The organism is Oxalobacteraceae bacterium OTU3CINTB1, from assembly GCA_024123955.1.
Lineage (GTDB): Bacteria > Pseudomonadota > Gammaproteobacteria > Burkholderiales > Burkholderiaceae_D > Rugamonas.
Map to the genome: position 1 here is coordinate 6,650,863 of CP099652.1, position 25,685 is coordinate 6,676,547.

Consider the following 25,685-nt stretch of genomic DNA (forward strand, 5'->3'; position numbering starts at 1 on the left):
CGAAGCCCCACCCCGCGCCGGCCCATGTGCCGGCGCGGCAGCATCCATTGGCCGCAGAGCCAAGTGCTACACTCCACAGAGAACAACGAGGACGACACCATGCAGACCGCACCTTCCGCCGCGCCGCAAGAGCATCCGAAGCCGCCGGCGCCCCCCGCCCCCGGCGAGCAGCAATCGCTGTTGCGCGCCATGTTCGCGCGCGGCACGCCGATGCTGTGGGTGCCGACCGGGTACTTCTCGATGGCGCTGACGTACATGATGCTCACCAGCGTCACGTCGATCATGTTCAAGAACCTTGGCATGAGCAACGGCGAGGCGGCGCAATACGCCAGCTATCTGATCCTGGCCTACACCATCAAGCCGCTGTTCGCCCCCTTCGTTGAAATGTACCGCACCAAGAAGTTCTTCGTGCTGTGCGCGCAGCTGATCGTCGGCATCGGTTTCGGCGCCGTCGCGCTGTCGATGTCGCTGCCGAACTACCTGCACATCATGGTGTTACTGTTCGGGATACTGTCGCTGGTCGGCGCCACCCAGGACATCGCCTCCGACGGCGTGTATGTCACTTCGCTCGACTCAAAGACGCAGTCGCTGTTCTGCGGCATCCAGAGCCTGAGCTGGAACGTCGGTCCCATCGTCGCCTCGGGCGGCATGGTGTACCTGAGCGGCTGGCTGCACACCCACTACTTCCACCACGAGGCCGGCGTGTTCGGCCCGGCGTGGATCGATTCGTGGCGCATCATCTTCTTCATCGCCGCCGCCATCACCGTGGTCACCGCGCTGTGGCACCTGCGCGTGATGCCGGACGGCGCCAAGGCCGAAAACGCACCAAAGTCGGTGGCCGACGCGGCGTTCATCCTGCGCGACTCCTTCGTCACATTCTTCCAGAAGCGCGACGTCTGGCTAATGGTCGGCTTCGCGTTCGTGTTCCGCCTCAGTATCGGCCTGCTGGAAAAAATCGGCCCCTTCTTCATGGTCGATCCGGTGGCCAAGGGCGGTCTGGGCCTGTCGAACGAAATGCTGGGCCTGATCTACGGCACCTACGGCCTGATCGCCGTGCTGCTGGGTTCATTGCTCGGTGGCATCTTCGTCGCGCGGCGGGGCCTGCCGGCCACCTTGTTCATCCTGTGCTGCGCGGTCAACATCCCAAACGTCACGTTCTTGTTGATGGGCATTTATCAGCCGGAAAGCCTGTGGATTATCAGCGCCGGCGTGGCGATCGAGAAGTTCTTCTTCGGCTTCGGCTCGGTCGGCTTCATGATTTACCTGATGCAGCAATTGGCGCCGGGCAAATACACGACCACCCACTACGCCTTCGGCACCGGCCTGATGGGCCTGTGCATGCTGGTCACCGGCGTGATCAGCGGTCATTTGCAGCAGGCGCTCGGTTATGTACACTACTTCTGGCTGGTGATGGCGGCGACGATTCCATCTTTCCTGGTCACGTGGTTTGCGCCCTTCCACAATAAGGAGTAGGCTGTCCAAAAAATGAACCGCTTTTAAGCGTGCGTTGGCACGCGCACGATTGACTCAAGTCCTGTCTGTTGAAGTTTGCATCGGTATGATGGCCCGCAAGGGAATTCATTAGTCAATCGGCACAAGGACTTGCGCATGGTTACGGAAACACTGCGGTTCAACGGCATCAAACGGGAGCTGCTCGGCGATCCATCGGAAACCGAGATCGATGACCTGCGCCGCGAGCTCGAGGAGCGTATCCATTACTTTTTGCCCGACGATGGCGGGGACACGCTGACCGCGGCCATGCGCGCGGCGGCGCTGAGCACCGGCAAGCGCATGCGACCTTTGCTGCTGATGCTGGTCGCGCGCGACCTCGGCTGCTCGTCGCCGGCCCTGCTCGACGCCGCCTGCGCGGTCGAACTGGTGCACGCCGCCTCCCTGATCCTCGACGACATGCCGTGCATGGACGACGCCAAATTGCGGCGCGGCAAGCCCACCGTGCATATCCAGTTCGGCGAAAACGTCGCCATCCTGGCGTCGGTCGCCCTGCTCAGCCGGGCCTTCCATATTCTTTCCCAGACGCAGGACATCTCGCCGCTGATCCGTACGCGGCTGGTCAGCGCGCTGGCCGAGACGGTCGGTACGCAGGGCCTGGTGCGGGGGCAATTCGAGGATTTGCACGGCGGCCATAAACGCTCGGTCGACGACATCGCCACCACCAACGAACTCAAAACCGGCGTGCTGCTCGGCCTCTCGGTGGAAATGGCCGGCATCATCGCCCAGGCCGACGAGCGCGTGCTGCAATCGCTGCGCTCCTTCGCCATGGCCGCCGGCCACGCGTTCCAGATCAAGGACGACCTGCTGGACGTCCCGGGCAACGACTGCGCGCTGACCGGCAAGGATGTCGGCAAGGACGCCGGCAAGGCGACCATCACCGCCACCCTCGGCATGGAAAAAACCCAGCGCCGCCTAGCCGCGCACCTGCGCGACGCCGACGACTACCTGACGGACGCCATCGGCAGCAAACAACGCACGCGCCTCCTGGTCGGGAATCTGTTCCGCAAGGCCGGCCCGGTCGCCGATCTGCACGCGCCGTAACGCGCGGGTCGAGAGGATATCGCATGGCCCACTTCGGCGTGGTCGCCCCGGCCTTCTATAGCCATTTCAACGCCTTGTCGGCGCTGGCGCTGGCGTTGATTGAGCGCGGACACCGGGTCACCTTCCTGCACCGGCCCGACGCCGCCGGTTGGATACCTGACGCTCGCATCGGCTTCCACGCGCTCGGCGCCGACCGCTATCCGCCAGGGTCGCTGGACGCCTCGCTGCGGCTGGCGGCCAATCCGGGCAGTCCGCTGGGACTGCGCAAGGTCATCGTCGACATGGCCGACACCACCGACATGCTGTGCCGCGAACTGCCCGCCGCCATCGCGACGCTGTGCATCGACGCCCTGATCGGCGACCAGATGGAGGCGGCGGCCGGACTGGTGGCCGAGGCGCTGCAACTGCCGTTCGTCTCGGTGGCCTGCGCGCTGCCGGTCAATCGCGAACCGGGCATCCCGCTGCCGGTGATGCCGTTCCAATTCGGCGCCGACGAGCGCTCGTTGAAAATGTATGAAGGCAGCACCCGGGTGTACGACTGGCTTATGTCCCCGCACCGCAAGGTGATCGAGCGGCAATCGCGCGCCCTGGGCATCCCGGTGCGCGGCATGCTGCACGAGTGCCTGTCGCCGCTGGCGCAAATCAGCCAGACCATTGCCGCCTTCGATTTTCCGCGCGAGCGGCTGCCTGCGAATTTCCATCATGTCGGACCGCTGCGGCATGCTCCCGGTGGCGCGTCGCATGCCGGCCCGCGCATCGATCCCATGCCGGCCATCGCCGGGGACCGCCCGTTCATCTTCGCCTCGCTGGGCACATTGCAGGGCCAGCGCTTTGCGCTGTTCAAGCGCATCGCGCAGGCATGTCGGGGGATAGACGTTCAACTGCTGGTCGCCCACTGCGGAGGCTTAAACCCGCAACAGGCGCAGGCCATCGAGCGGGCCGGCCCCGCCGGCGCTACGACGGTGTGCGCGTTCGCGCCGCAGCAGGCGGTGCTGGCCCGCGCCGACGCCGTGATTTCGCACGCGGGGCTGAACACCGCGATGGACGCCATCGCCGCGCGCACGCCGATACTGGCGCTGCCGATCGCCTTCGACCAGCCGGGCGTGGCATCGCGGATCTGCCATGCCGGCATCGGCTTGCGGGCGTCGCCGCGCTTTACCGGCGCGGCGCAACTGGGCAAGCACTTGCGGCGGCTGCTCGCTGAACCGGAATACGGACAGCGTCTGGCGGGATTATCGGAACAGCTGGGGCAAGCCGGCGGCACGCCGCGCGCCGCCGACATCGTCGAAACAGCGCTGAACCTGAACCAGCGAAATGACAGCGACGCCCGCCGGACCGCGAGCGGCCTCGCATGAGCGCCGCGCCGTATGACGTGATCCTGGCCGGCGGCGGCCTGGCCAACGCGCTGATCGCGTGGCGGCTGCGGACCGCGCGTCCATCGCTGCGCATCCTGCTGCTCGAACAGGGCGACCGGATAGGCGGCAACCATACCTGGTCGTTCCACGACAGCGATCTCGATGCGGCGCAGCGGCAGTGGCTCGCGCCGCTGGTCTCGGCCCGCTGGCCGGACTACGACGTCATCTTCCCCGAACACGCCAGAAAGCTCGACGGCGGCTACGCCAGCATCGCCTCCGACGATTTCGCGCGCGTCATCGAAGCCGCGCTGGGCGACACGCTGCGGCTCGCGGCCCGGATAGAAAGCCTGACCCCCACCTCCGTGCGCCTTGCCGGGGGCGAGGTGCTGCACGCCGGCGCCGTCATCGACGGCCGGGGTCCGCGTCCGTCCGAGCGGCTGGCGCTGGGCTACCAAACCTTCCTCGGACAGGAAGTACGCCTGGCCGCGCCGCACGGACTGACCTCGCCCATCATCATGGACGCCAGCGTCGCGCAGCAAGGCGGCTACCGTTTCGTCTACGTGTTGCCCTTCGCGCCCGACCGCCTGCTGATCGAAGACACGCATTACGTCGACACCGGCGTGTGGGAACCGGAACGGCTGCGCGCCAACATCGCCGCCTATGCCGCGTCGCGCAACTGGCGCATCGAAGAGATTATCCGCGAGGAGCACGGCTCGCTGCCCATCGTGCTGGCCGGCGATATCGATCACTTCTGGTTGGACCTGGACGGGCAACCGACATCCGGCCTGCGGGCCGGCCTGTTCCACCCGACCACCGGCTATTCGCTGCCGCACGCCGTGCGGCTGGCCGAGCGGATCGCGGCGCTCGACGACTTGAGCGCGCCCGCACTATTCGACGCCATCCGCCAAACCGCGCTGCACGAATGGCGCGGTCAGCGCTTTTTCCGGCTGCTCAACCGCATGCTGTTCCTGGCCGGCGATGCCGACAGCCGCTGGCGCGTGATGCAGCGTTTTTACCATTTACCGGCGCCGCTGATCGCGCGCTTTTACGCCGGCCGTCCAACGTTCGGCGACAAAGCCCGCCTGCTGTCGGGAAAACCGCCGGTGCCGGTCGGCCAGGCCATATCGGCCGCACGCAAAATCCATCCCCACCAAATCAGGAAACCCGAATGAACGAAACAAAACAGGCAGTGGTTGTCGGCGCCGGCTTCGGCGGCCTGGCGCTGGCCATCCGTCTGCAAGCGAGCGGGATTCAAACCACCCTGCTCGAAAAACGCGACAAGCCGGGCGGCCGCGCCTATGTCTACGAAGACCAGGGCTTCACCTTTGATGCCGGCCCCACCGTCATCACCGATCCGTCGGCGATCGAGGAGCTGTTCACCGTCGCCGGCAAGCGCCTGTCGGATTACGTCGAGATGCTGCCGGTCGCGCCGTTCTACCGCCTGTGCTGGGAGGACGGCAGCCACTTCGACTACGCCAACGACCAGGAATCGCTGGACCGGCAAATCCACGCGCTCAACCCGGCCGACGTGCAGGGCTACCAGCGCTTCCTGGCGTACTCCAAGGCGGTGTTCGACGAAGGCTACCTGAAACTGGGCGCCGTGCCTTTCCTGTCGTTCCGCGACATGATCGCGGCCGGGCCTCAGCTGGCGAAGCTGCAGGCATGGCGCAGCGTCTACAGCATCGTCTCCAAATTCATCCAGAACGAACATCTGCGGCAGGCGTTTTCCTTCCACTCGCTGCTGGTTGGCGGCAACCCGTTCGCCACGTCGTCGATCTACACCCTGATTCACGCGCTGGAACGGCGCTGGGGCGTGTGGTTCCCGCGCGGCGGCACCGGCGCGCTGGTCAACGGCATGGTGCGCATGTTCCAGGACATCGGCGGCCGCATCGAGCTCAATGCCGACGTGGCGGCGATCGAGGCCAGCGGCGCGCGCGTCAACGGCGTGCGCCTGGCCGACGGACGCCACTTCCCCGCGCAGGCGGTGGCGTCCAACGCCGACGTCGTGCACACCTATGCGGATTTGCTCTCGCAGCATCCGCGCGGCCCGTCGGAAGCCGGCTCGCTGCGCAAAAAACGCTTCAGCAACTCGCTGTTCGTGCTGTACTTCGGGCTCAATCACCATCACAGCCAGCTGCAGCACCACACCGTCTGCTTCGGACCGCGCTATAAGGAATTGATCACCGAAATCTTCGGCGGCAAAACGCTGGCCGACGACTTCTCGCTGTACCTGCACGCGCCTTGCATCACCGATCCGTCCTTGGCGCCGCCGGGCTGCGGCAGCCACTACGTACTGGCGCCGGTGCCGCACCTCGGCAACGCGGACATCGACTGGACGGTGGAAGGCCCGCGCTACCGCGACCGCATCTTCGAATACCTGGAGCGCCGCTACATGCCCGGCCTGCGCGATCAATTGGTCACCAGCCGCATCTTCACGCCGCTCGACTTCCGCGACCAGCTCAATGCGCACGTCGGCTCGGCGTTCTCGCTCGAACCGATCCTGACGCAGAGTGCCTGGTTCCGGCCCCACAACCGCGATAGCGAGCTGGCGAATCTGTACCTGGTGGGCGCCGGCACCCATCCCGGCGCCGGCGTGCCGGGCGTGATCGGCTCGGCCAAGGCGACGGCCGGTTTGATGATCGAGGAGTTCGGGCGATGAGCGAGGCCTTGCTGGACCACGCGACGCAGACCATCAAGGTCGGCTCGAAAAGCTTCGCGGCGGCGGCCAAGCTGTTTCCGGCCGATGTGCGGCGCAGCGTGTTGATGCTGTATGCCTGGTGCCGCCATTGCGACGACGTGGTCGACGGCCAGGAGCTGGGCTTCGGCGCGGTGGAGCTGGCGCCGGACGACGCCGCCGAAAAACTGGCGGAACTCGAAGACCAGACCCGGCGCGCCTACGCGGGTGAGAAGATGTCCGATCCCGCCTTCGCCGCCTTCCAGGAGGTGGCGCTGCGCCACAAGATCGAACCGCGCTTCGCCTTCGACCACCTGGCCGGTTTCGCCATGGACGTCGAACAGGCAAGATATGAGACCATCGACGACACGCTGCGCTACTGCTATCACGTGGCCGGCGTGGTCGGCCTGATGATGTCCTCCATCATGGGCGCCAGCAAAGCGACGGTGCTGGACCGCGCCTGCGACCTCGGCCTGGCTTTCCAACTGACCAATATCGCCCGCGACATCGTCGAGGATGCGCGCATGGGGCGCTGCTACGTGCCGGCCGCATGGCTGCGCGAAGCCGGCATTCCGCTGGACGAAGTGGGATTGCCGAAGCACCGCGCGGACCTGGCGAAGGTGGCCTCAAGGCTGGTCGATTACGCCGAACCCTATTACGCGTCCGCCAACCAGGGCATCATCGCGCTGCCGCTGCGCAGCGCGTGGGCCATCGCCACGGCGCGCAATGTCTACCGGCAGATCGGTATCAACGTGAAAGCGCGCGGCGCGCACGCCTGGGATGAACGGGTCGGGACGTCGAAGGCAACCAAACTGTGGCTGCTGGCGAAGGGCGGCGCCAGCGCGCTTACTTCGCGTCTTCGGCGGATGTCGCCGCGTCCGCAGGGCTTGTGGCAGCGTCCCGACCACGTTGGCGCAGCGGACCGTCGTGCAGCACGCGCAGTTGACGCTTGAGTTCATCGACCGGCGGCGCGTACAGGAATCCGAACGAGACCGCGCCCTCTTTCCCCTCGACGGCGTGGTGCATGCGGTGCGCCTGGTAGAGCCGCTTCAGGTAGCCGCCGCGGGGCGTGTATTGAAACGGCCAGCGGCGGTGTACCAGGCCGTCGTGCGCGACGAAGTACAGGAAACCGTAGGCGGTCATGCCGGCGCCTATCCATTCGAGGGGATGATGGCCTTCCGTACCGAAATAAATCAGCGCGATCGCCACGCCTGCGAAAACGACGGCGTACAGATCGTTCTTTTCGAACCAGCCGGTGCGCGGTTCGTGGTGCGATCGGTGCCAGCCCCAACCGAAACCATGCATCACATATTTGTGCGCGACAATAGAAAACAATTCCATCAATACAATGGTGATCAGGACGATGAGCGTATTCAGTATCATGGGTCGTATCGGTCCGTCGGTGTGGGCGACGCTGAGCAAAGCAGCGATGGACACAGCCTACCATAGCCGCTCTTTCCGCAGCGCCAGCAACCCGCTTTTGCCATTCAACGCACAAGAAAAGTAAACCCATGAAAAGGAAACCCATGCAATCACTGATCAAGCCATCGTTGCTCATCTCCACCGTCCTGCTGGCCGCCACGGCATCGGCCGCCACCATCGAGGTGAAGGTCTCGTCGGTCGTCGGCGGCAAGGGCAAGGTGAATGTCGCCGTATGCGACAAGGAACGCTTTCTGAAGGATTGCCTGTACAGCGGCTCGGCGCCGGCGCAGGCCAACGAGACCGTCGTCACGATCCAGAACGTGCCGAAAGGCACCTGGGCGGTACTGGCCTACCAGGACGAAAACCAGAACGACAAGCTGGACCGCAACTTTATCGGCGTCCCCAGCGAAAACTACGGCTTCAGCCGCGACGCGCGCGGCAAGTTCGGCCCGCCGGATTTCAGCGACGCCGCCATCGACGTGCGCGACGACACGATGGCCGTCGCGATCAAGCTGCGCTAACGACCGGGAATAAAAAAAAAGCCCCTCGACCTTGGTAGGAAGAGGAGCCATAAGACCACAGACAACACTGGACTACATGAAACGCTTTACTACTGCTATTCCTTAGAACGTCTTGCCGACGTTGATGCCGAAGGTACGTGGCGGCAGATACTGTGCCTGCCATGGACCGTTGGCGTTCATGGCGCTGGTCTTGATGTTCTTGTCCTCGGCGTTGCGGACGAAGGCATCGAAGTACCATTTCGAATCGGCGTCGAAGCGCAGACCCAGATCGGTGCGGGTGTACGACTTCTGACGATCCGGCTCACCCAGGTTGAACACGCTCAGCCAGCTGGCGGTTTCGTAGTGGGCGCTGATGCGCGGGATCAGCGTGCCGCTCGCCAGCTGGAAGCTGTGCTGGTACATCACTTGCGCGCTGAACTTCGGCGAGTGCGGCATGGTGTTGCCGGTCACGTCCAAGCAGGTGCTGATGCCTGGCACCGCGCACGCCGGCAGCACGTAATCGTTACTGCCGCCGATCAGCTTTTTCAACTTGGCGTGGGTGTAGGCGGCGGTGAACTGCACGCGGTCGACCGGGGTGATCTTGGCGGCGATCTCGGTTTCCAGACCCCAGATATTGGCGCCTTCTGCATTGCTCGTAGCCAGGCCACGGGTGCCGTCCGGATTGGTGATCGGCGCGCTGAACTGGAAGTCCTTGAACTTCGAGAAGTAAGCCGCGTTGTTCATGCGTACCGCGCCACCGAGGAAGGTGCTCTTCGAGCCGACTTCGTAGTTGGTCAGCGATTCCGAACCGTAAGGCACGCCGCCGTCCTGCAGGCCGCCCGACTTGTAGCCGGTGGCGACGCTGGCGTAGACCATGTTGTTCTTGTCGAGATCGTAGTTGACGCGCAGCAGGCCGGTCAGCTTGTTATCCTCGAATTTGCCGTCGTTACGCTGGTAGGTGCTGAAGCCCGAGCCGGGCGCCAGCGGATTGAGCGACGAGCTCACCGGCACTTGCGGGGCGGTGAAGTCGGTCCAGCCATTGTTGGTGCCGCCGACGTTGCGGCGCTTGTCCGACGTGTAGCGCAGGCCGCCGGTCACGTGCAGCGCATCGCTGACGTTCCAGGTGGTCTGGCCGAAGACGGCTTTGGAATCGACCGTTTCCTTCGGCTGGATGAACGAACCCTGCCAGTCGACCGTGCCCTGCTCGGTGCCGTTCATGATCGGGATGTCGAAGCGGATGCCGTTGTTCTCGTTCGCGTAGTACAGGCCCAGCAGCCAATCGACGTCGCGTTTGCCGGTCGACTGGATTTCCACCTCGTGGCTGTAGCTCTTGTACTTGGAATTGACGGTATTGTTGGCCTGGTACTTGCCGCCGCTGGTGAAGCTGGTCGGCAGGCGCGCGCCGGCGTCCTGGTCGTAGGTCGACGAACCGTTGAAGCGGGAGTAACCGGCGATGTAGGCCAGGCTGATGTCCTTGTTGATCTCGTAGTCGACGCGGCTGCGCACGGCGTTCGAATCGCGCTCGACGTTCGGCGCCACGTCCACCAGGCCCGACCAGAACTTCTCGCCGGGACGCTGTTCCTGCAACAGGTTCAGGCTCGGCGTACCGCGATCCATGTAGTGCTCGTAGGAGATGTTCCACTTCAGTTCGCGGGTCGGCTGCCACAGGAAGCTCAGGCGCGCGGCGCTCTGGTCCTGGGCACTGTACTTGTTGCCGCCGGTGACGTAGTTATTCGGGTTGATCGGCTGGAAGGCGATCGGGTTGCCCGGGTGGGCGGCGTTCCAGGCGGCGATCACCGGCGCGGCGGCGGCTTGCTGCTGCGCCAGCGGGATGTTCGGCGCCTTCTGGTAATCGACGTAACCGTCGTGCTGCTCGTGCACGAACGACACGCGCATGGCCATCGTATCGCTGATCGGGATGTTGATGCCGCCGCGCGCGCCCATGCGGGCGTAGTTGCCATAGCCGCCCTCGAAGAAGCCGGCGCTGCTGCCGATTTCCGGTTTCACGGTCTGCATGTTGACGGCGCCGACGGTGGAATTGCGGCCCCACAGCGTGCCTTGCGGGCCGCGCAGCACTTCGATCGCTTCCAGGTCGAACAGCAGCGCGGTCGCGCCTTCCGGACGCGGCGAGTAGATGCCGTCGACGAAGGTGGCCACTTCCGGGTCGGCGTATTCGGTCTTGGCGCTATCGTTGCCGATGCCGCGCAAGGTCATGGTGATGACGCCGTGGTCGCCCTGGCCGGTGGCCGAGAAGCCAGGCACCAGGTTGACGACGTCCTGGATGGTTTGCACGTGGTTGTCGTCGAGCGCGGCGGCGTTCAGCGCGGTAACCGCGACCGGCGTCTTTTGCAGCGAGGTCGAGCGCTTGGTAGCGGTAACATAAACTTCGGTGATCGTGTTGCTGGTTTTGTCATTGGCGGCCGGGGTGGCGGCCGCCACGGGTGCCGGGGCCGGTGCCGGCGCTGCCTGGTCGGTCTGGCCAGCGGCGTGGGCGACATTGGCGCCGGCCAGCAAAGCGAGGACGGCCAACTGGATCGGCGAAAGCAGGCGCTTGCCGGTGTGCGGTACGTGGTTCATAAGTCTCCTTGGGTGCGGTGCCGCCTGTGAGAAGCGCCATCGCCATTTATCGTGAAAAACACTGCTGTGCTTCGTGAAATCGTTTTCAGTTGGTCTGAAATCGTTTTCTTTATTTGTGAAATCGATTTCATGGTACATAATTCCAAATACTGATGTCAAACGAAAAATTGTATCGGCGCGTCGTTTGCTTGATATTTCCTGAGGGAATCAGCGAAACGGCGTGCTCGACGCGGAGGCGGAAAAGATGAACACGGCAGCGGGTGGCGGGACGGAAGACGGCGCAACGGCGGGCATGCGCCAAGGCTTGAAACGCGTATTGATCGTCGGCGGCGGCACCGCCGGCTGGCTCACGGCGGCCTTCCTGGCGCGCACCGTCGGCTGCGGCGCGGACGCCGACAGCGTGCAGGTCACCCTGGTCGAGTCGAAGGAAATCGGCATCATCGGCGTCGGCGAAGGCACCTTCCCGTCGATCCGCGGCACGCTGGCGGCCATCGGCATCGACGAGGGCCGCTTCATCCGCGAATGCGACGCCACCTTCAAGCAGGGCATCAAATTCACCGACTGGGTGCGGCCGCCCGGCATGTCAGCTACAGTCGGCAACGACCACTACTTCCACCCTTTCAGCCTGCCCAGCCAGCGTCCCGGCGGACCGGAACTGCTGCCCTACTGGCTGCAGGGCGCGGCGGCGCCGGGTGCCGGTTTCGCCGCCGCCGCGACGATGCAAAAGCGCGTTGCCGACGCCTCGCACGCGCCCAAGCGTCCCAACGACGCCGACTTCATGGGGCCGCTGAACTACGCCTACCATTTCGACGCCGGTAAATTCGCCGCGCTGCTCTGCACCCACGCGCAATCGCTGGGCGTCAAGCATGTGCAGGCCACGGTGGACCGCGTCGAACTCGATGCGCAGGGCGCGATCGGCGCGGTCCACACGAAGGAGGCCGGCGTGCTCACGGCCGACCTGTACATCGACTGCACCGGCTTCCGCGCGGCGCTGATCGGCGAAGCATTGGGCACGCCGTTCCGCAACATCAACGACGTGCTGTTCGTCGACCGCGCGCTGGCGATGCAGGTGCCGTATGACCGTCCGGACGCGCCCATCCCCTCGTACACGATATCGACCGCGCACGAAGCCGGATGGACCTGGGACATCGGCCTGCACCAGCGGCGCGGCATCGGCTATGTCTATTCGAGCCGGCACACCGACGACGCCAGCGCCGAGCGGGTGCTGCGCCGCTACATCGGCCCCGCCGGCGACGCGCTCAATCCGCGCCAGCTCAAACTCAACGTCGGCTATCGCGAACTGCACTGGGTGAAGAACTGCGCGGCGGTCGGCTTGTCCGGCGGCTTCCTGGAGCCGCTCGAATCGTCCGGCATCGGCCTGATTGAAACGGCGGCATACCTGGTCAGCTATCTGTTCCCGCACAGCGGCGACATGGAACCGGTGGCCAAGGTCTACAACGACATGATGAAGGCGCGCTACGAGCGCATCGTCGATTTCGTCAAGATGCACTACTGCCTCACGCAGCGCACCGACAGCCGCTTCTGGATCGACAACACCGACCCGGCCAGCATCCCCGAAACGCTGCGCGACAAGCTGGCGATGTGGCGCAGCCGGCCGCCGCACCGGATGGACTTCGTGGTGGACCTGGAGATGTATCCGCCGTCGAGCTGGCAGTACGTCCTGTACGGCATGGAGTTCCCGACCAGGCAATACGCCAACGCCCGCACCATGCCGCGCTTCGACGAAGCGCGCAAGGAGTTCCAGATGATCGAGCAAATGTCGCAACGCGCGGTGGCGGACCTGCCGACGCACCGCGCGCTGGTGGACCACTTTATCCGCCAGGGCCAACGAAAAACCGGCACCTGACCACGGAGCCGGAAAAATCTAGGCCTTGGCCGCACCCAATCTGGCGCTGGCGGCAATGATCAACATCGCGCAACCCAGGCCCGCAAAGGCCAGGTTCAAACTAGCGGCGTGCGCCACAAAGCCGATCACCGCCGGCCCGGCCAGGATGCCCGCATACCCCAGCGTGGTAATCGCGCCAATCGCCAACCCCGCCGGCATCGCACTCTGATTTCCGGCGGCGGTAAACAAAATCGGCACCACATTCGACGCCCCCAGGCCCACCAGCAAAAAGCCCACCAGCGCCAGCGGCGCGGAAGGCGCCAGCACCGCGGCAAAGAATCCCACCGCGCCACACAACCCGCCCAGCAACAGCACACGCTTGCCACCGAGCCTGCGCACCACGCGATCGCCGGTCAAGCGCCCCACCGTCATCGCGATCGCGAACGCCGCATACCCCAAACCGGCGCGGGTCGCATCCATCCCCTGCTCGGACGTCAGCAGCAAAGCGCTCCAGTCGAGGATCGCGCCCTCGGCCAGGAAGCACAGGAAGCACAACACGCCGATGAAGATCACCGCGCCATGCGGCACCACGAACATCGAACCGTGCCCCTCGCCCGCATCCGGCTCGCGCAGCAGATACGGCGCCGCCGAGATCAGCGACAGCGCCACCAGCAGCGACACCACCGCGCTGGCAGCGGCGGGACTCAAACCGGCCCACAACATCAACGCCATCAACCCCGCACCGATAAAACCACCGACGCTGAACAACCCATGAAAGCCCGACATCAGCGAACCACCGCTCTCGCGTTCGACGATCACCGCCTGCACGTTCATCGCCACATCGAGCGTGCCGAGCGCCGCGCCGAACGCGAACAGCGTGGCCCCCAGCAGCATCGGCGTGGGCGCAACCGCCAACCCGGGCAGCACCAGGCACACGAAAGCACCCGACACCAGCACCACCACCCGGCAGCCGAAGCGCGACGCCAGCAAGCCTGTAACGGGCATCGCCATCAGCGAGCCGGCGCCAAGGCACAGCAGCAGCAGGCCCAGGTCCGCCTCGCCCAGCGCCAGGCGCTGCTTGGCGAACGGCACCAGCGGCGCCCAGGCCGACATGGCCAGGCCGGCGGCAAGAAAGGCAAGACGAGTGGACAGGCGCTGTTTGGGACCGACTGAATTCATAAGGGATTTTCCGGAGGGGCTGAAAACGATATCAACCTTTAAGTATACGGCAAGTTACAAACCGGTAAACCCTCGTAACAAAAACCGCACGAAAACAGTGCATCAGTGCGAGCGCTCACATTGTGCTTGAGCCCCTTGGCGCATGATCGATCCCGTGTTGTTTAACAATCATAAGGAAAAATCATGCAGACTCAACCATTCACACCCGGCGCGGTCGTCAGCCGCGATGGCGACGACGGCTACGCCTCCGGCGTCTCCTGGGGCGCCATCTTCGCCGGCGCGGCCGCCGCCGCCGCACTCTCGTTCCTGCTGCTGATGCTCGGCATGGGCCTCGGCCTGTCGTCGGTCTCGCCATACGAATACAACGCGGCGCCGCTGGGCGTGGCCGCGATCGTCTGGATCGCCTTTACGCAATTGGCGGCATCCGGCATCGGTGGCTACGTGGCCGGCCGGCTGCGCGTCAAATGGGCCAGCATCCATGGTGACGAAGTCCACTTCCGCGACACCGCGCACGGCCTGTTGGCATGGGCGGTGGCGACCTTGATCACGGTGGCGGTACTGGCCGGCGGCGCGCGCGCTGTCCTCAGCGGCACCATCGACGCCGGCGCAGCTGCCGCACCGGCAATCACCGCTGGCGCATCGGCAGTCGCCGACAATCCGCGCTCGAACGACTACTTCGCCGACATGCTGCTGCGTTCGCCGAACGGCCAGGGCGCAACGGCATCGGAGCGTGAAGAAATCACCCGCATCCTGGTCGCCGATCTGGCGGCCGGCAAAATCAGTGCCGACGACCGCAACTATATGGCGCAACTGGTCGCCAAGCGCAGCGGCCTGTCGCAAGCGGAGGCAGAACAGCGTGTCGACGCAATTTACGCCCAAGCCAAGCAGGCGGCGGCAGAAGTGAAAGCCAAGGCCATGGCGGCGGCTGAAGCGGCCCGCAAAGCGGCTGCCCGCTCGGCACTGTGGATGACCTTCGCACTGCTGCTGGGCGCCTTCGTCGCCAGCCTGTGCGCCACCATCGGCGGCCGCAACCGCGATCACGCGCGTGTCGTTACGCGCACCGTCATCTAATTCAAGGAGAATACTATGCGCTCGATACTGTTACTGCTGCTCGGCATCCCACTGCCCATCATCATCCTGATCGCGATCCTGACGTAATATCGTTGGCGTGATTTGACAGCAAGGCCGGTCCCCATGACCGGCCTTGCTTCGTTTTGGCGAGCGTCTCTGCAGGGCATCACCATCCCAATTAAAGCTTTTTTAATGCGAGACAGGCGGCTTTAGCGTTCATCTTTTACGCCTGTTCACATTACGTGAAAAGACAAAAATTATGAACATTGTGGCGGATTACGGCCTTGGGCGAACCGAAGCGACAGTCATTGGGGATGCCTTGGACGGCTTGCTAGCGTTTACGGGCATAAGGAGCCGTAGGACTTCAGCAGGAGCCGTTGCGGAGCAATCGCTAATCTTTTGCTGATTGGAGCGGGTGAAGGGAATCGAACCCTCGTCGTAAGCTTGGGAAGCTTCTGCTCTACCATTGAGCTACACCCGCGACACAAGCATTCTACGCGGAATTGCACGTTGTTGACAACGTCACAGCCTGGCCGGTGTGATGACCTGTTTAACTGCCGTTGAATCGACCGTCGAGCGCAAAAAATCAACAAAGGCGCGTACCTTTGCTGACAGATGGCGGTTCTGCGGATAGAGAATGGAGAAAGGCCGTGAACGCCCGCTGTGTTCTTGAAGCACTTCCACCAGGTCGCCGCGCTTTACGGCGCCCGCGGCCGCGAACTGGTAGGTCTGGTACAGACCTCCACCTGCATTCACCCACGCTACGCAGCCTAGCGCATCATTGAGAATACGCATGCGACTCCGCACTGGATAATCTATTTCTTCCCCATCCGCCCCGCTGAACAACCAAGTCAAAGGTCTTCCTGTGTTCGGGGAAATGTATTGTATGCAATCGTGCGACTCCAGATCAGCAACAGAATGAGGCGTACCCTTCCGCTTCAGGTATCCCGGCGTCGCAAACACGCCAAGGGGCGCGTCTTCCAGTTTGTACGCGACCAGACGGGAGTCCCGCTGAATGCCCAGCCTGATCGCCACATCGAAGCCCTCTTCGACAAAGTCGATGATCTTGTCCGAAATGCTGAGCTCAATCTCGATTTGGGGGTAAGCGTCAGTAAATCGCGGCATCAAGGGCAACAAGCGATGCGTGCCATAAGCGGCGCTGACGCTGATGCGCAGCAAACCACTGGGCACAGTCTGCGCTCCGGTAATCGCACGTTCCGCCTCAGCGATCTGTTCCAGCGCAGCCTGGCACTCCTCCCAAAAAAGCTTACCTTCGTTGGTGACTTTGATACTTCGCGTTGTGCGGGAAAAGAGCCGCACGCCCAGACGGTGCTCCAATCTGCTGATTGACCTGCTGACCGCAGCAGGCGTAAGACCGAAGAACTCCGCCGCCGCAGTGAAGCTGCCCAACTCTGCCGCCTTGCAAAATTGCTCGATGCTGCCGAGCTGCATGGTGTCCACGCTTGCCATGTTTTGTTCCAAAATGTAATGAATGAAGTGATTCTAGCCCCATTTATCCGCGCTGAACATATGAATACACTTCAGTCATTGCTTGTTCAGGAACGGTTCTGCAAGTAGCCCGGCGAGTGAAGACAGCTCGCTTCAATGTACGTTATCAATAAAAGGAAATGATCATGACTGCCAAACTGCACCTCTTTACCTCCCCTTCGGCGTTCCCCAACCCACAGCGCCTGCGCCTGTTCATGCACGAGAAAGGCATTGCCGATCAGTTCGAAGAGCGAATCTACGACATGAGCCCGGGCGGCGAGCAGCGCCAGTGGCCGCATCTGAAAATGAATCCGTGGGGCGAAACGCCAACCCTGCAGCTGGCCGATGGAAGTTTTATCTCTGAAACCGCCGCCATCGTCCGCTACCTCGATCAGGCTTACCCCGGCCGGCGCATCATGGGCGAAGATCCGTTGCAGCAGGGCCTCGACAATATGTGGGACAACCGCGTCTGGGTCCACATCCTGTACCGGATCGTGACCGCCTTCCACGTCCTGCACACCGGCTTGGGCTTCAAACTCGAACTGACGAAAAATGAAGCTTGGGGCGAGCACTGCCGCAAAGAAGCGCTGGCCCACGCCGCACTGGTCAACACGCATCTTTCGGACGGACGCCAATGGCTGCTGGGCGGCGAAGAACCGACTTTCGCCGACATCACGCTGGCAACCGCAATCGCGTTCTCGAAGTTTCCAGTGAATGCCACGCCGCTGGACGAGCGTTTCGAGTTCCTGGACGCCTATTGGAAGCGTTGGCAGCAGCGTCCGAGTTTCCAGGCTGCCTATGCGGACCGTAGCAGTGGCATCCCCGAGCTGGACAATAAAGAGTGATACGCGGCGGGGGTGGGAAGCTTCTGCTCTACCATTGAGCTAGACCCGCGTTGGGCGTATCCTACGCGGGTTTGCGCATTGTTGACCACGTCGGGAAGATCGCATGATTTCTAAACAGTATGTTTCCCAAGTCCGATTGAGAGTGAGCGACGTCCCGAGCTTCGAACGGTATCCGTTTTCCCTGCCGGCGGTACGCCATCTCGACGTGCTCGACCTGCATCCCAAAATCACCTTCATCGTCGGGGAAAACGGTTCCGGCAAATCCACCTTGATGGAGGCCATGGCTGTCTCGTTCGGCTTCAATCCTGAAGGGGGAACGAAAAACTTTGGCTTCGGAACGCGCGCGTCGCATTCGGAATTGCACGAGTACATACGGCTGTCGAAGGGAGTCAAGCGGCCCAAAGATGGTTTCTTCCTTCGCGCGGAGAGCTTTTTCAATGTCGCGACCGAAATCGAAAAACTGGATGAGGGCCCCGGTGGCCCGCCGATCATCGATTCGTACGGCGGCAAATCCCTGCACGAGCAATCGCACGGCGAGTCGTTCTGGTCGCTCGTGATGCATCGCTTCGGCGGAAACGGCTTTTATCTGCTGGACGAGCCGGAAGCGGCGCTATCGCCGCAACGCCAACTCGCCCTGATGAGCCGGATACATGAACTGGTCAACGACCATTCGCAGTTTGTGATCGCCACGCACTCGCCGATCCTGATGACCTATCCCGACGCCTATATCTACTCGTGCTCGGAATCCGGGATGCAACGGGTTAGCTACGAAGAAACGGAACACTTCCAGGTCATGCACGATTTCGTGGTGAATCCAAAGCGCATGCTGAATATCCTTTTAGATCGGAGTGGCTGACGGGGAATGACTTCGTACTACTCCGGCTTCTGCACCACATACCCCTTCGCCTCCAGCGCCGCGACAAACCCCTTCGGGTCGAGCAAATCCTTCACCGGCAACGTCGCGAACGTCGAAACATTGGCCGCCAGCGATTTCTCGGCGGCCGCCACCCAGCTATCCTGAATTTTCTGCTGCACCGAGTTCAGCCCCGGCCGGCTTTGCAGCAAAGCACTGTTGAGCACAGCCGAATCGCAGGCGCCGTCGCGGTCGGCGTAGCTGATCTTCTGGATCGCCTCCAGATCGCCTTTGGCCCAGGCGTTGGCGCGCACGCGCATGGCGTCGATGTCGTCCTCCAGCCGCGCCATCGTGTTGGAAAAACAGGCGACGTCGTCCAGCGAAGACTTCTTGAACTCCCTCAGCATCTTGACCGGATCGTCGATCTCCAGTTTGGCGACGGTCGACGTCATCTTGATCTTGCTTTGCTTGACGAGTTTTTCGATCGTCTCGCGCACCTCGCGTCCGCCCGAACCCAAACCGGCCTGCTCCAGGCCCTTGCGGAACAAGGTGTCGGCTGCAAAGATGGGCCGTTCGCGCTCGATGCCGTCGTCGTCGCCGATGTATTTTTTCTTCAGCACCAGCCAGCGCGCGTAGACCGGCTCCGGCAGCAAATCCTTGAGCTCGGCGCCATCCGGATTCTTCTTGAAGCCGATCGCAAACGGCAGCAACGTCATCTGGCGGAAAAATCCGACGTTCGATGTCGCGCCCGGCGGCTGCAGGTATTCCTGGGACTGCGCCAGGATGGCTTCCACTTCCTTCGAGCGCCACTCCATTTTCTTCGGCAGCGGCGAGTAGGTGCCGAACACCCACAGCACGTGATCGCCCTTCGATACCTTCCACAAGCCCGGACCGGGACGTTGCCCCGCCACCAGGATGGTTTCCGCGATGACGTCCTCCCCCGCCGCCACGGCCTGCTCCGCCGACGGTGGTGATGGCTCGGTCTGCGACCAGGCCGGCGCGGCGCTCAGCGCGCACAGCGACAACACGACCAGACTACGGCCTGCGGTAAACCGGAACGAAGGGCTGTTCATGAGTATCCTATGTGGGGAAATTGTTGTCGATTATATATATCGCATGTGGATGGCGGTGGGCCTCGAAGCGCCGGCAACGCAAGTATCGCGTCACGCCCCCACAGGCACAGCGGAACGCCCCGCGTTAAACATCTGCGTCATCGCGGCTAAACAAGCACCCGAAAACCTGTCCTGGTTGAAATGTCATCAGCGCACGGCTACATTGTGGGCTGACCACTCAACCATCAGGATCTCCGATGCCATCTTCCGCCACCGCAGCCTTCAAACTGCTCGCCCTGTCGGCGATGCTGACCTTGTCGGGCGCCATCGCCGCTGCGGAAAGCTGCACGATCAACGGCAAGTCCTGGCCCTTGTGCGGCAGCGACGACGGCGGTTGGTCGTTCGAGCAAGGCCAGTACTGCGTGGCGCGCAATTTCTGTCCGGACAACCGCACCGGCGCACCGGCCATCGCCACCCGCACAGCTCCCGTCGATCCGGACGCCAACGCCAAAACCCGCGCGACCTTCAACTGGCTGCGCGGCATCTGGGGCAAAAAGGTCATCGCCGGCCAGACGGACCTGTCCTGGAACGATTCCATCGACATGGCCGAACGCGTCCACGCCGACACCGGCAAGTACCCGGCGCTGATGGGGTTTGATTTCATGGACTATGGCATGACCGCCCCCCATGCGGGCCAGCGCCAGACCGAGGAGGCGATCGCCTTCGCCAGCAAGGGCGGCCTGGTGACGTTCCACTGGCACTGGCGCGATCCTTCGCTGTTGAAAACCGCGCAAGTCAACCAGGCGCGCTTCTACGTGCACGAGCCGGACGCCAGCAAGAACACCACATTCACGATTCCGGTCGCCAACGGCGCGCTGGACACCGCCAGCCCGGCCTACCAGCAGATCAACGACGGCATCGACCTGGTGGCGGTGCAGCTCAAGCGCCTGTCCGACGCCAACGTGACGGTGCTGTGGCGCCCGCTGCACGAAGCCTCCGGCAACAATGGCAGCGGCTGGTTCTGGTGGGGCCGCGCGCGCGCCGACGGCGTGCCGCAAGCCTACGCCAACATCCTGCTGTGGCGCCACATGTACGAGCGCCTGGTCAAGGTGCACGGCATCCACAATCTGATCTGGGTATGGAACGGCCAGGACCCGGCGTGGTACCCCGGCGACGACGTGGTCGACATCGCCAGCTTCGACATCTACGACGACACCGACAACAAGACCTACGGCTCGCAGATCGCCAAGTACCGGCAAACGGCGCAAGTCTCGGCCGAGAAAAAGCCGATCGCGCTGACCGAAAACAGCTACATCCCGGACCCGGACAAGATGCGGGCCGACGGCGCGGCGTGGCTGTGGTTCATGACGTGGAACGACGGCGACGGCCCCGCCGGCGTGAGCTCGTCCAACAATTTCTGGACCGGCGAACACTTCAACACCAACGCCCACAAGCGCAAAGTCTACAACCACCCGGACGTGATCACGCTGGACAAGCTGCCACGGTTCTAAAGAGAGATAACTTCTCAAATCCTGCGGTGTGATGCAGAATGGCAGAGCTTATTGACCCTGCCAAGAGGAAATCCATGAAACCAGTAGTAGCATTGAGCCTGGCGCTGGCCTGCGCCGGCTGCGCCGCCCAAGCCCAAGCGCCGGCCCCCGCTCCAACGGCTGCCGCCGCCGACCCGATCTCCTCGCTGGTGGGCCAGCTCGATCTGGAAAAATACAAGGCCACCATCAAGAGCCTGACCAAATTCGGCGACCGCCGCCAAGGGACGGAACGCAACCGCCAGGCGCTCGACTGGATCGAGGCGCAACTGAAGTCCTACGGCTGCACCAACACCGAACGCCTGCAATACCAGTACACGCAAGCGGCGCCGGGCGATCCGGCGCCCAGGCGCGCGCCCGGCATTCCGAGCGGCGGCGCCGGCGGCCCACCGGGCCAGGGTGGCAGCACCCTGTTCGGCAACCGCATCGCCACCGGCGTCAACACCGATCCGCTGGCCCAGCCCGACGAGAAGCTGCGCGCGCTGAACGCCGAGCAAACGCCGGTCGGCACCTCGCAGCGCGAGAACGTTTACTGCACCAAGATCGGCAGCAAACACCCGGAGGAAATGTACATCGTCAGCGCGCACATGGACGGCATCGGTTTCGGCGAGGCGGCCAACGACGACGGCTCCGGCACCGCGCTGGTGATGGAACTGGCGCGCATCTTCAGCGCGCCCGGGGTCGAGACCGACCGCTCGATCCGCTTCATTTTGTGGAACAACGAGGAAAGCGGCTTGAACGGCGCGACCGCGTATGTCAACCAGCGCAAGGATTTGCAGGGGATCGAATCGCCCAAGGGATCGGGCAACTATCCGGAACCGAAATGGCTGGGCATGATCCAGCACGACATGATGCTGTTCGATCACGGCATGCCGTTCCAGAAGATCGACGGCTACGGCAAGCCGGTGGTCGACGAACATGGCAAGCCGGTGTTCGTGGCGCCGCCAGAGCAGCGCCTGGAGGCCGACGTCAACATCGAATATCAGTCGGCGTCGAAGCAGTCGGAGGCCTCGGCCAAGCTGGCCTGGGCCTTCCGCGCCGCCAACGACAAGTACGCGACCCACTACCCGGCCGCCGTCGGCTTCCACATGACCAACACCGATTCGACGCCGTTCATGGATCTGGTGCCGTCGATTTCGCTGCGCGAGAACGAGCGTGGCCAGCAGATCGGCTCCGGCTGGGATCCGCACTGGCACCAGCCGACCGACCTGTACGCCAACTTCTCGGACAAGGACTTCCTGCTGGGCCTGAACGCGGCGCAGACCACCCTGGCAGGCGTGGGCAAGCTGGCCGGCCTGCGGATCAAGAAATAATTACTGGGCCGCGTAGTCCAATAAACACGCTAAGTAATCTCCGCTGGGAGGACACGTAGGTCGGATTAGCCGGGACGGCGTAATCCGACATGAGCCGCCGACGGAGCATGGCGGATTACGCTGCGCTAATCCGCCCTACGTGGTTCCTGAATTTATCATCGTTCCCGTACCTGGTTTATCAGCCCAGCGCCGGGGCCACTGCTTCCAGCACGATCTCGCGCAGTCTTTGCGCCGCCGGCTTGAGTTGCGCTTCCGATTGCAGCAGGCTCAGGCCGATGTGCGGCAACGGCGGCAGCGCCGACGCCTCCAACAGCCTCACCCCGGCCGGCACGCCGACCGATGTGCGCACCGTCACCCCCAGCCCCGCCGCGATGGCCGCCCAGACGCCCGACAAGCTGGTGCTGGTGAAAGCGATACGCCAGGCGATGCCGGCCCGGTCCAGCGCATCGATCGCCGCCGAGCGCATCAGGCAAGGCGCGTCGAGCATCACCAGCGGCAGCGGCGCATGGGCGTCATGCGCCGGTAGCACCGCCTGCGCGCCGGCCAGCCAGCGCATCGGCAGCTGCCCCAGGCGATGCGCGTACGGCCAGTCGCCGGTTTTATCCCACGCCAGCGCCAAGTCGAGCTGGCCATTGCCCACCTGTTCGATCAGTTGCGCGTTGCGCCCGACGCGCGCCTCGATGCTCACCTGCGCATGCGCGCGGGCAAAGCGGCCCAGCACCTCGGTCAGCAGATGTTCGCCGAAGTCCTGCTGCATGCCCAGCCGGACGGCGCCCGCCAGATCGGCGCCGCGCAATGCCGTCAGCGCCTCGTCGTTCAGATCCAGCAGGCGGCGCGCGTAGGCCAGCAGCGTCTCGCCCGCCGAGGTGAGCGCCATGCCGCGCCCGGCCTTGCGCAACACCGGCGCGTCGAGCTGGTCCTCCAGCTTTTTCAACTGCGCGCTGACGGCCGAGGTGGAGCGCCCCAAACGGTCGGCCGCCTTGGCGAAGCTGCCCAGCTCAACACCGGTGACGAAAGTGCGCAGCACATCGAGGTCGAACGTGATCTTTCGCATACCATCCCGATTTATCGAATTTTTGGTCAAAATATTCCTGATTTTCAGTACTAATTTAATCTTGTATCTTGAAGCTGTCAATCAACAAACGGAGGACATCATGCCCATGATCCGCAACCGGAGGGATGTAATGGTGGTCATCACCACCACGCTCGGCGACGAGTGGTCGTTCGGCGGCGGAGCGCCGGCGGCGCCGCTGCTGCGGGGAGTCGCATCATGATCGCGATGCAGTACAGCTTCGCGCTGCCGGCCGATTACGATATGGCGATCGTACGCACGCGCATCGCCACCAAGGGGCCGCTGCTGGACGATTTGCCGGGCCTGGTCTTCAAAGCCTATCTGTACGCGGAGCACGGCGAATCGGCAGAGAACCTGTATGCGCCGTTCTATCTGTGGCGCGATGAAGAATCGATGCACGGCTTTCTCAACGGTCCGGGATTCGCCGGCGTGGCGCGGGCCTTCGGTTGGCCCTCGGTGCGCACCTGGACGCCGTGGCACGCCGATGTGGACGCCGACGTGCGCGCGGCGCGGCATGCGACCCGCAGCGTGCATCAAATCGCACTCTACAGCGACCTGGCGACGCTGCGCAAACAGGAGGAGCAATGGGCACGCGATGCGCGCGAGCGCGGCGCGCTGGCGGTGGTGATCGGTTTCGAACCGGCGGCGTGGACCATCGTGCGGTTTTGCCTGTGGCGCGATGCGCAACCAACCGACGTCACGCCGGCGGCGCAGCATTACCGGGTTGGCCACATGTCGGCGCCCCGGCGCTGATCTATACGCCGCAGCAGGCCTTGTACTTTTTCCCGCTACCGCAAGAGCAAGGCTCGTTGCGGCCGACCTTGTCATTGGCGATGCGTTGTTTGACGGCCGCCGGCTCGGCTGGACGCACCGCGCTTGTTTCCGCCTTGGCGTTGTTGCCTTCGATGCGAGACAACGATATGGCGTTCGTGACGAAATCGCGCATACGCGTTTCACGGTTCGGACACGGCCGTCCCTGTTCGTCGAACAACAGGCGCGTCAACGCAAAACTTTCAAGCTGCGCGGCGGACATCTTGCCGCGGGACGCCATCAGTCTGTTGATCAACGCAGGCGCCATCCGAAGCGCTTGATTGGCCGTCGCTTGGTCCTGGTCGCCCACCGCGATTTCGAAAGCCCGTTGTACCAGCGCGAGCGCTTCGATCCATTTCCCCGGTTCTTCCTGCGCCAGATACAGGTCGGCAAGGTCCAGGTGGGCCTGATTGACCTTGGGCATGGCGCGCTGCAGGAGCTCTTCCGCCTTGGAGAATCCTCCCGGCAATGAGCCATTGCGGATGAGGACGCCGACCGCGCGCTGGGCGATGTGGAGGCCCGCATCGCTCGCCAGCTGCAGCCAGGCGAGCGCTGCCGGCTCGTTCGCCGCCACCCCTTCACCGTGATACAACGCCTGGCCGGCTTGATATTGGCCGATGGGGTAGCCGGCTTCCGCAGCGCGCAAGGTCAAATCAAACGCGGTCTTGGCGTTGGCCGCCACGCCCAGCCCTTCGCGATAGATGTTTGACAGCAGAACCAGCGCAAGTGGATGGTCTTCGGCGGCCGCGCGCTCCAAATAATCCCTGGCCCGGGCATGATCGACCGCCTCCTCATGCAGGCCCAACAGCGCCGAGCGGCCGCACCATGCAAGCGCGTCGATGTCGCCGTCCTGGCAGGCCATCGCGATGAGATGGACGCCTCGCCCGATATGCTCTATGCCGTTTTTTCCCTCTGCCAAAGCGAGCCCGAACTGGTAGCGCGCCGGGGTGTAGCCGGCGTCGCTGGCGTAGCGCAGCAGGTCCAGCGCCCGTTCCGTCATCGAGAAGTCGGACGTCGACCGCTTCAGCAACAGCATCGCGGCCCGGTACTGGTCCGTGGGGCGGCTTTCAAATAGCGCCCGGTAGCACACCGCACTCAGTTCGTCCGGGCTTTCATCGACGATATGGTAGTCGGGTACCGCAGCTCCATGGTTTTTCTGACGAAATACCACTTCAATCAGCGCCATGACGTCGATGAGCGCCTGTTTGGCCAGGGCTTGCAGCTGTGCTTCGCTGCGCAGGCTTTCCTCCGGATGCGCCGCGGAGTTGCCCCACCGCCGTAACTTATGCAGCAGTTCTTGAATGTCCGGGTTGATCAGGTGCGACTTGACGAGCACATTGATCTTTCCCTCCAGGCCCAGCTTCCACTCGCTGTCGTAAGGATAGAGGATGTCGCAGCATAAACTGGCGAGCGCGCGCGTCTGAATGAGCGCGTGGGCGGGGAATTGATGCTGGCTGCGTTTGGCGACACCGTAGAGCGATGCGATGCGGGCGGAGGCTAGCTCGGCAAATTCTAGGTCGTTCATGGT

22 protein-coding genes and 1 tRNA gene are annotated in these 25,685 nt (G+C 63.5%); 15 read left to right on the top strand and 8 right to left on the bottom strand.

Going from position 1 to position 25,685, the window contains the following annotated elements:
* The first annotated feature begins 63 nt into the window (after nt 1-63).
* The 6 genes from NHH73_29025 (at nt 64) to NHH73_29050 (ending at nt 7,535) form a co-directional block, all read left to right on the top strand.
* The gene (locus NHH73_29025; GenBank protein ID USX26548.1) at nt 64-1,473 is read left to right on the top strand and encodes an MFS transporter; all 1,410 of its coding nucleotides are present in this window, start codon (nt 64-66) and stop codon (nt 1,471-1,473) included.
* A gap of 135 nt (nt 1,474-1,608) precedes the next feature.
* Nucleotides 1,609-2,553, top strand: a complete 945-nt coding sequence (locus NHH73_29030) for a polyprenyl synthetase family protein (GenBank protein ID USX26549.1) — start codon at nt 1,609-1,611, stop codon at nt 2,551-2,553.
* A 23-nt stretch (nt 2,554-2,576) separates the two neighbouring features.
* The gene (locus tag NHH73_29035) at nt 2,577-3,908 is read left to right on the top strand and encodes a glycosyltransferase (GenBank protein ID USX26550.1); all 1,332 of its coding nucleotides are present in this window, start codon (nt 2,577-2,579) and stop codon (nt 3,906-3,908) included.
* Nucleotides 3,905-5,080 (top strand): lycopene beta-cyclase CrtY, encoded by a 1,176-nt coding sequence (gene crtY, locus NHH73_29040; protein ID USX26551.1) that lies wholly within the window; start codon nt 3,905-3,907, stop codon nt 5,078-5,080. Before NHH73_29035 ends, crtY begins: the two co-directional genes overlap by 4 nt.
* A complete protein-coding gene (locus NHH73_29045) occupies nt 5,077-6,567 on the top strand; it encodes a phytoene desaturase (GenBank protein USX26552.1) in 1,491 nt (496 codons plus the stop codon). Before crtY ends, NHH73_29045 begins: the two co-directional genes overlap by 4 nt.
* Nucleotides 6,564-7,535, top strand: coding sequence for a phytoene/squalene synthase family protein (locus tag NHH73_29050; protein USX26553.1), 972 nt, complete (start codon nt 6,564-6,566; stop codon nt 7,533-7,535). The genes NHH73_29045 and NHH73_29050 overlap by 4 nt, the downstream gene beginning before the upstream one ends.
* Here the strand turns inward: NHH73_29050 and NHH73_29055 are convergent.
* Nucleotides 7,429-7,965: a sterol desaturase family protein gene (locus NHH73_29055; GenBank protein USX26554.1), complete on the bottom strand. Its 537-nt coding sequence runs from the start codon at nt 7,963-7,965 to the stop codon at nt 7,429-7,431. The genes NHH73_29050 and NHH73_29055 overlap by 107 nt on opposite strands.
* A 143-nt stretch (nt 7,966-8,108) precedes the next feature.
* On the opposite strand from NHH73_29055, the gene NHH73_29060 reads away from it, so the two are divergent.
* Nucleotides 8,109-8,525 carry a DUF2141 domain-containing protein gene (locus NHH73_29060; protein USX26555.1) on the top strand — a complete coding sequence of 139 codons (417 nt, stop codon included), beginning with the start codon at nt 8,109-8,111 and terminating at the stop codon, nt 8,523-8,525.
* A gap of 102 nt (nt 8,526-8,627) precedes the next feature.
* Here NHH73_29060 and NHH73_29065 read toward each other — a convergent pair whose 3' ends face one another.
* Complete coding sequence (locus NHH73_29065) at nt 8,628-11,081, bottom strand: TonB-dependent receptor (GenBank protein USX26556.1); 2,454 nt, start codon at nt 11,079-11,081, stop codon at nt 8,628-8,630.
* A 244-nt stretch (nt 11,082-11,325) separates the two neighbouring features.
* On the opposite strand from NHH73_29065, the gene NHH73_29070 reads away from it, so the two are divergent.
* Nucleotides 11,326-12,948 carry a tryptophan 7-halogenase gene (locus tag NHH73_29070; protein ID USX26557.1) on the top strand — a complete coding sequence of 541 codons (1,623 nt, stop codon included), beginning with the start codon at nt 11,326-11,328 and terminating at the stop codon, nt 12,946-12,948.
* An 18-nt stretch (nt 12,949-12,966) separates the two neighbouring features.
* Here the strand turns inward: NHH73_29070 and NHH73_29075 are convergent, their stop codons facing one another.
* A complete protein-coding gene (locus NHH73_29075) occupies nt 12,967-14,106 on the bottom strand; it encodes an MFS transporter (GenBank protein USX26558.1) in 1,140 nt (379 codons plus the stop codon).
* 183 nt (nt 14,107-14,289) lie between these two features.
* Between NHH73_29075 and NHH73_29080 the strand changes: the two genes are divergently transcribed.
* Nucleotides 14,290-15,177, top strand: a complete 888-nt coding sequence (locus NHH73_29080) for a hypothetical protein (GenBank protein USX26559.1) — start codon at nt 14,290-14,292, stop codon at nt 15,175-15,177.
* 407 nt (nt 15,178-15,584) lie between these two features.
* On the opposite strand, the gene NHH73_29085 is transcribed toward NHH73_29080, so the two are convergent.
* Both NHH73_29085 and NHH73_29090 read right to left on the bottom strand, forming a co-directional pair.
* Nucleotides 15,585-15,658: transfer RNA gene (locus NHH73_29085), tRNA-Gly, on the bottom strand.
* A 41-nt stretch (nt 15,659-15,699) separates the two neighbouring features.
* Nucleotides 15,700-16,647, bottom strand: coding sequence for a LysR substrate-binding domain-containing protein (locus NHH73_29090; protein ID USX26560.1), 948 nt, complete (start codon nt 16,645-16,647; stop codon nt 15,700-15,702).
* Between the two features lie 164 nt (nt 16,648-16,811).
* Here NHH73_29090 and NHH73_29095 point away from each other — a divergent pair, with 164 nt between their 5' ends.
* Together NHH73_29095 and NHH73_29100 are read left to right on the top strand one after the other, a co-directional pair.
* Nucleotides 16,812-17,510, top strand: a complete 699-nt coding sequence (locus NHH73_29095; GenBank protein USX26561.1) for a glutathione S-transferase N-terminal domain-containing protein — start codon at nt 16,812-16,814, stop codon at nt 17,508-17,510.
* A 103-nt stretch (nt 17,511-17,613) separates the two neighbouring features.
* Nucleotides 17,614-18,366 (top strand): AAA family ATPase, encoded by a 753-nt coding sequence (locus NHH73_29100; protein USX26562.1) that lies wholly within the window; start codon nt 17,614-17,616, stop codon nt 18,364-18,366.
* A gap of 17 nt (nt 18,367-18,383) precedes the next feature.
* On the opposite strand, the gene NHH73_29105 is transcribed toward NHH73_29100, so the two are convergent.
* On the bottom strand, nt 18,384-19,436 hold the full coding sequence (locus tag NHH73_29105; GenBank protein USX26563.1) for a TraB/GumN family protein: 1,053 nt from the start codon (nt 19,434-19,436) through the stop codon (nt 18,384-18,386).
* A 236-nt stretch (nt 19,437-19,672) separates the two neighbouring features.
* On the opposite strand from NHH73_29105, the gene NHH73_29110 reads away from it, so the two are divergent.
* Both NHH73_29110 and NHH73_29115 read left to right on the top strand, forming a co-directional pair.
* Nucleotides 19,673-20,926 (top strand): glycoside hydrolase family 26 protein, encoded by a 1,254-nt coding sequence (locus NHH73_29110; GenBank protein ID USX26564.1) that lies wholly within the window; start codon nt 19,673-19,675, stop codon nt 20,924-20,926.
* A gap of 74 nt (nt 20,927-21,000) precedes the next feature.
* Nucleotides 21,001-22,275, top strand: coding sequence for a M28 family metallopeptidase (locus NHH73_29115; protein USX26565.1), 1,275 nt, complete (start codon nt 21,001-21,003; stop codon nt 22,273-22,275).
* Nucleotides 22,276-22,453: 178 nt separating this feature from the next.
* On the opposite strand, the gene NHH73_29120 is transcribed toward NHH73_29115, so the two are convergent.
* Entirely contained in the window at nt 22,454-23,329 is an 876-nt protein-coding gene (locus NHH73_29120; GenBank protein USX26566.1) for a LysR substrate-binding domain-containing protein, read from the bottom strand.
* Between NHH73_29120 and NHH73_29125 the strand changes: the two genes are divergently transcribed.
* Together NHH73_29125 and NHH73_29130 are read left to right on the top strand one after the other, a co-directional pair.
* Nucleotides 23,316-23,549 (top strand): hypothetical protein, encoded by a 234-nt coding sequence (locus NHH73_29125; protein ID USX26567.1) that lies wholly within the window; start codon nt 23,316-23,318, stop codon nt 23,547-23,549. The two genes, NHH73_29120 and NHH73_29125, sit on opposite strands and share 14 nt — an antisense overlap.
* Nucleotides 23,546-24,100: a DUF4865 family protein gene (locus tag NHH73_29130; protein ID USX26568.1), complete on the top strand. Its 555-nt coding sequence runs from the start codon at nt 23,546-23,548 to the stop codon at nt 24,098-24,100. Before NHH73_29125 ends, NHH73_29130 begins: the two co-directional genes overlap by 4 nt.
* A 1-nt stretch (nt 24,101) precedes the next feature.
* Here the strand turns inward: NHH73_29130 and NHH73_29135 are convergent, their stop codons facing one another.
* Nucleotides 24,102-25,682: an SEC-C metal-binding domain-containing protein gene (locus NHH73_29135; protein ID USX26569.1), complete on the bottom strand. Its 1,581-nt coding sequence runs from the start codon at nt 25,680-25,682 to the stop codon at nt 24,102-24,104.
* Nucleotides 25,683-25,685 lie beyond the last annotated feature (3 nt).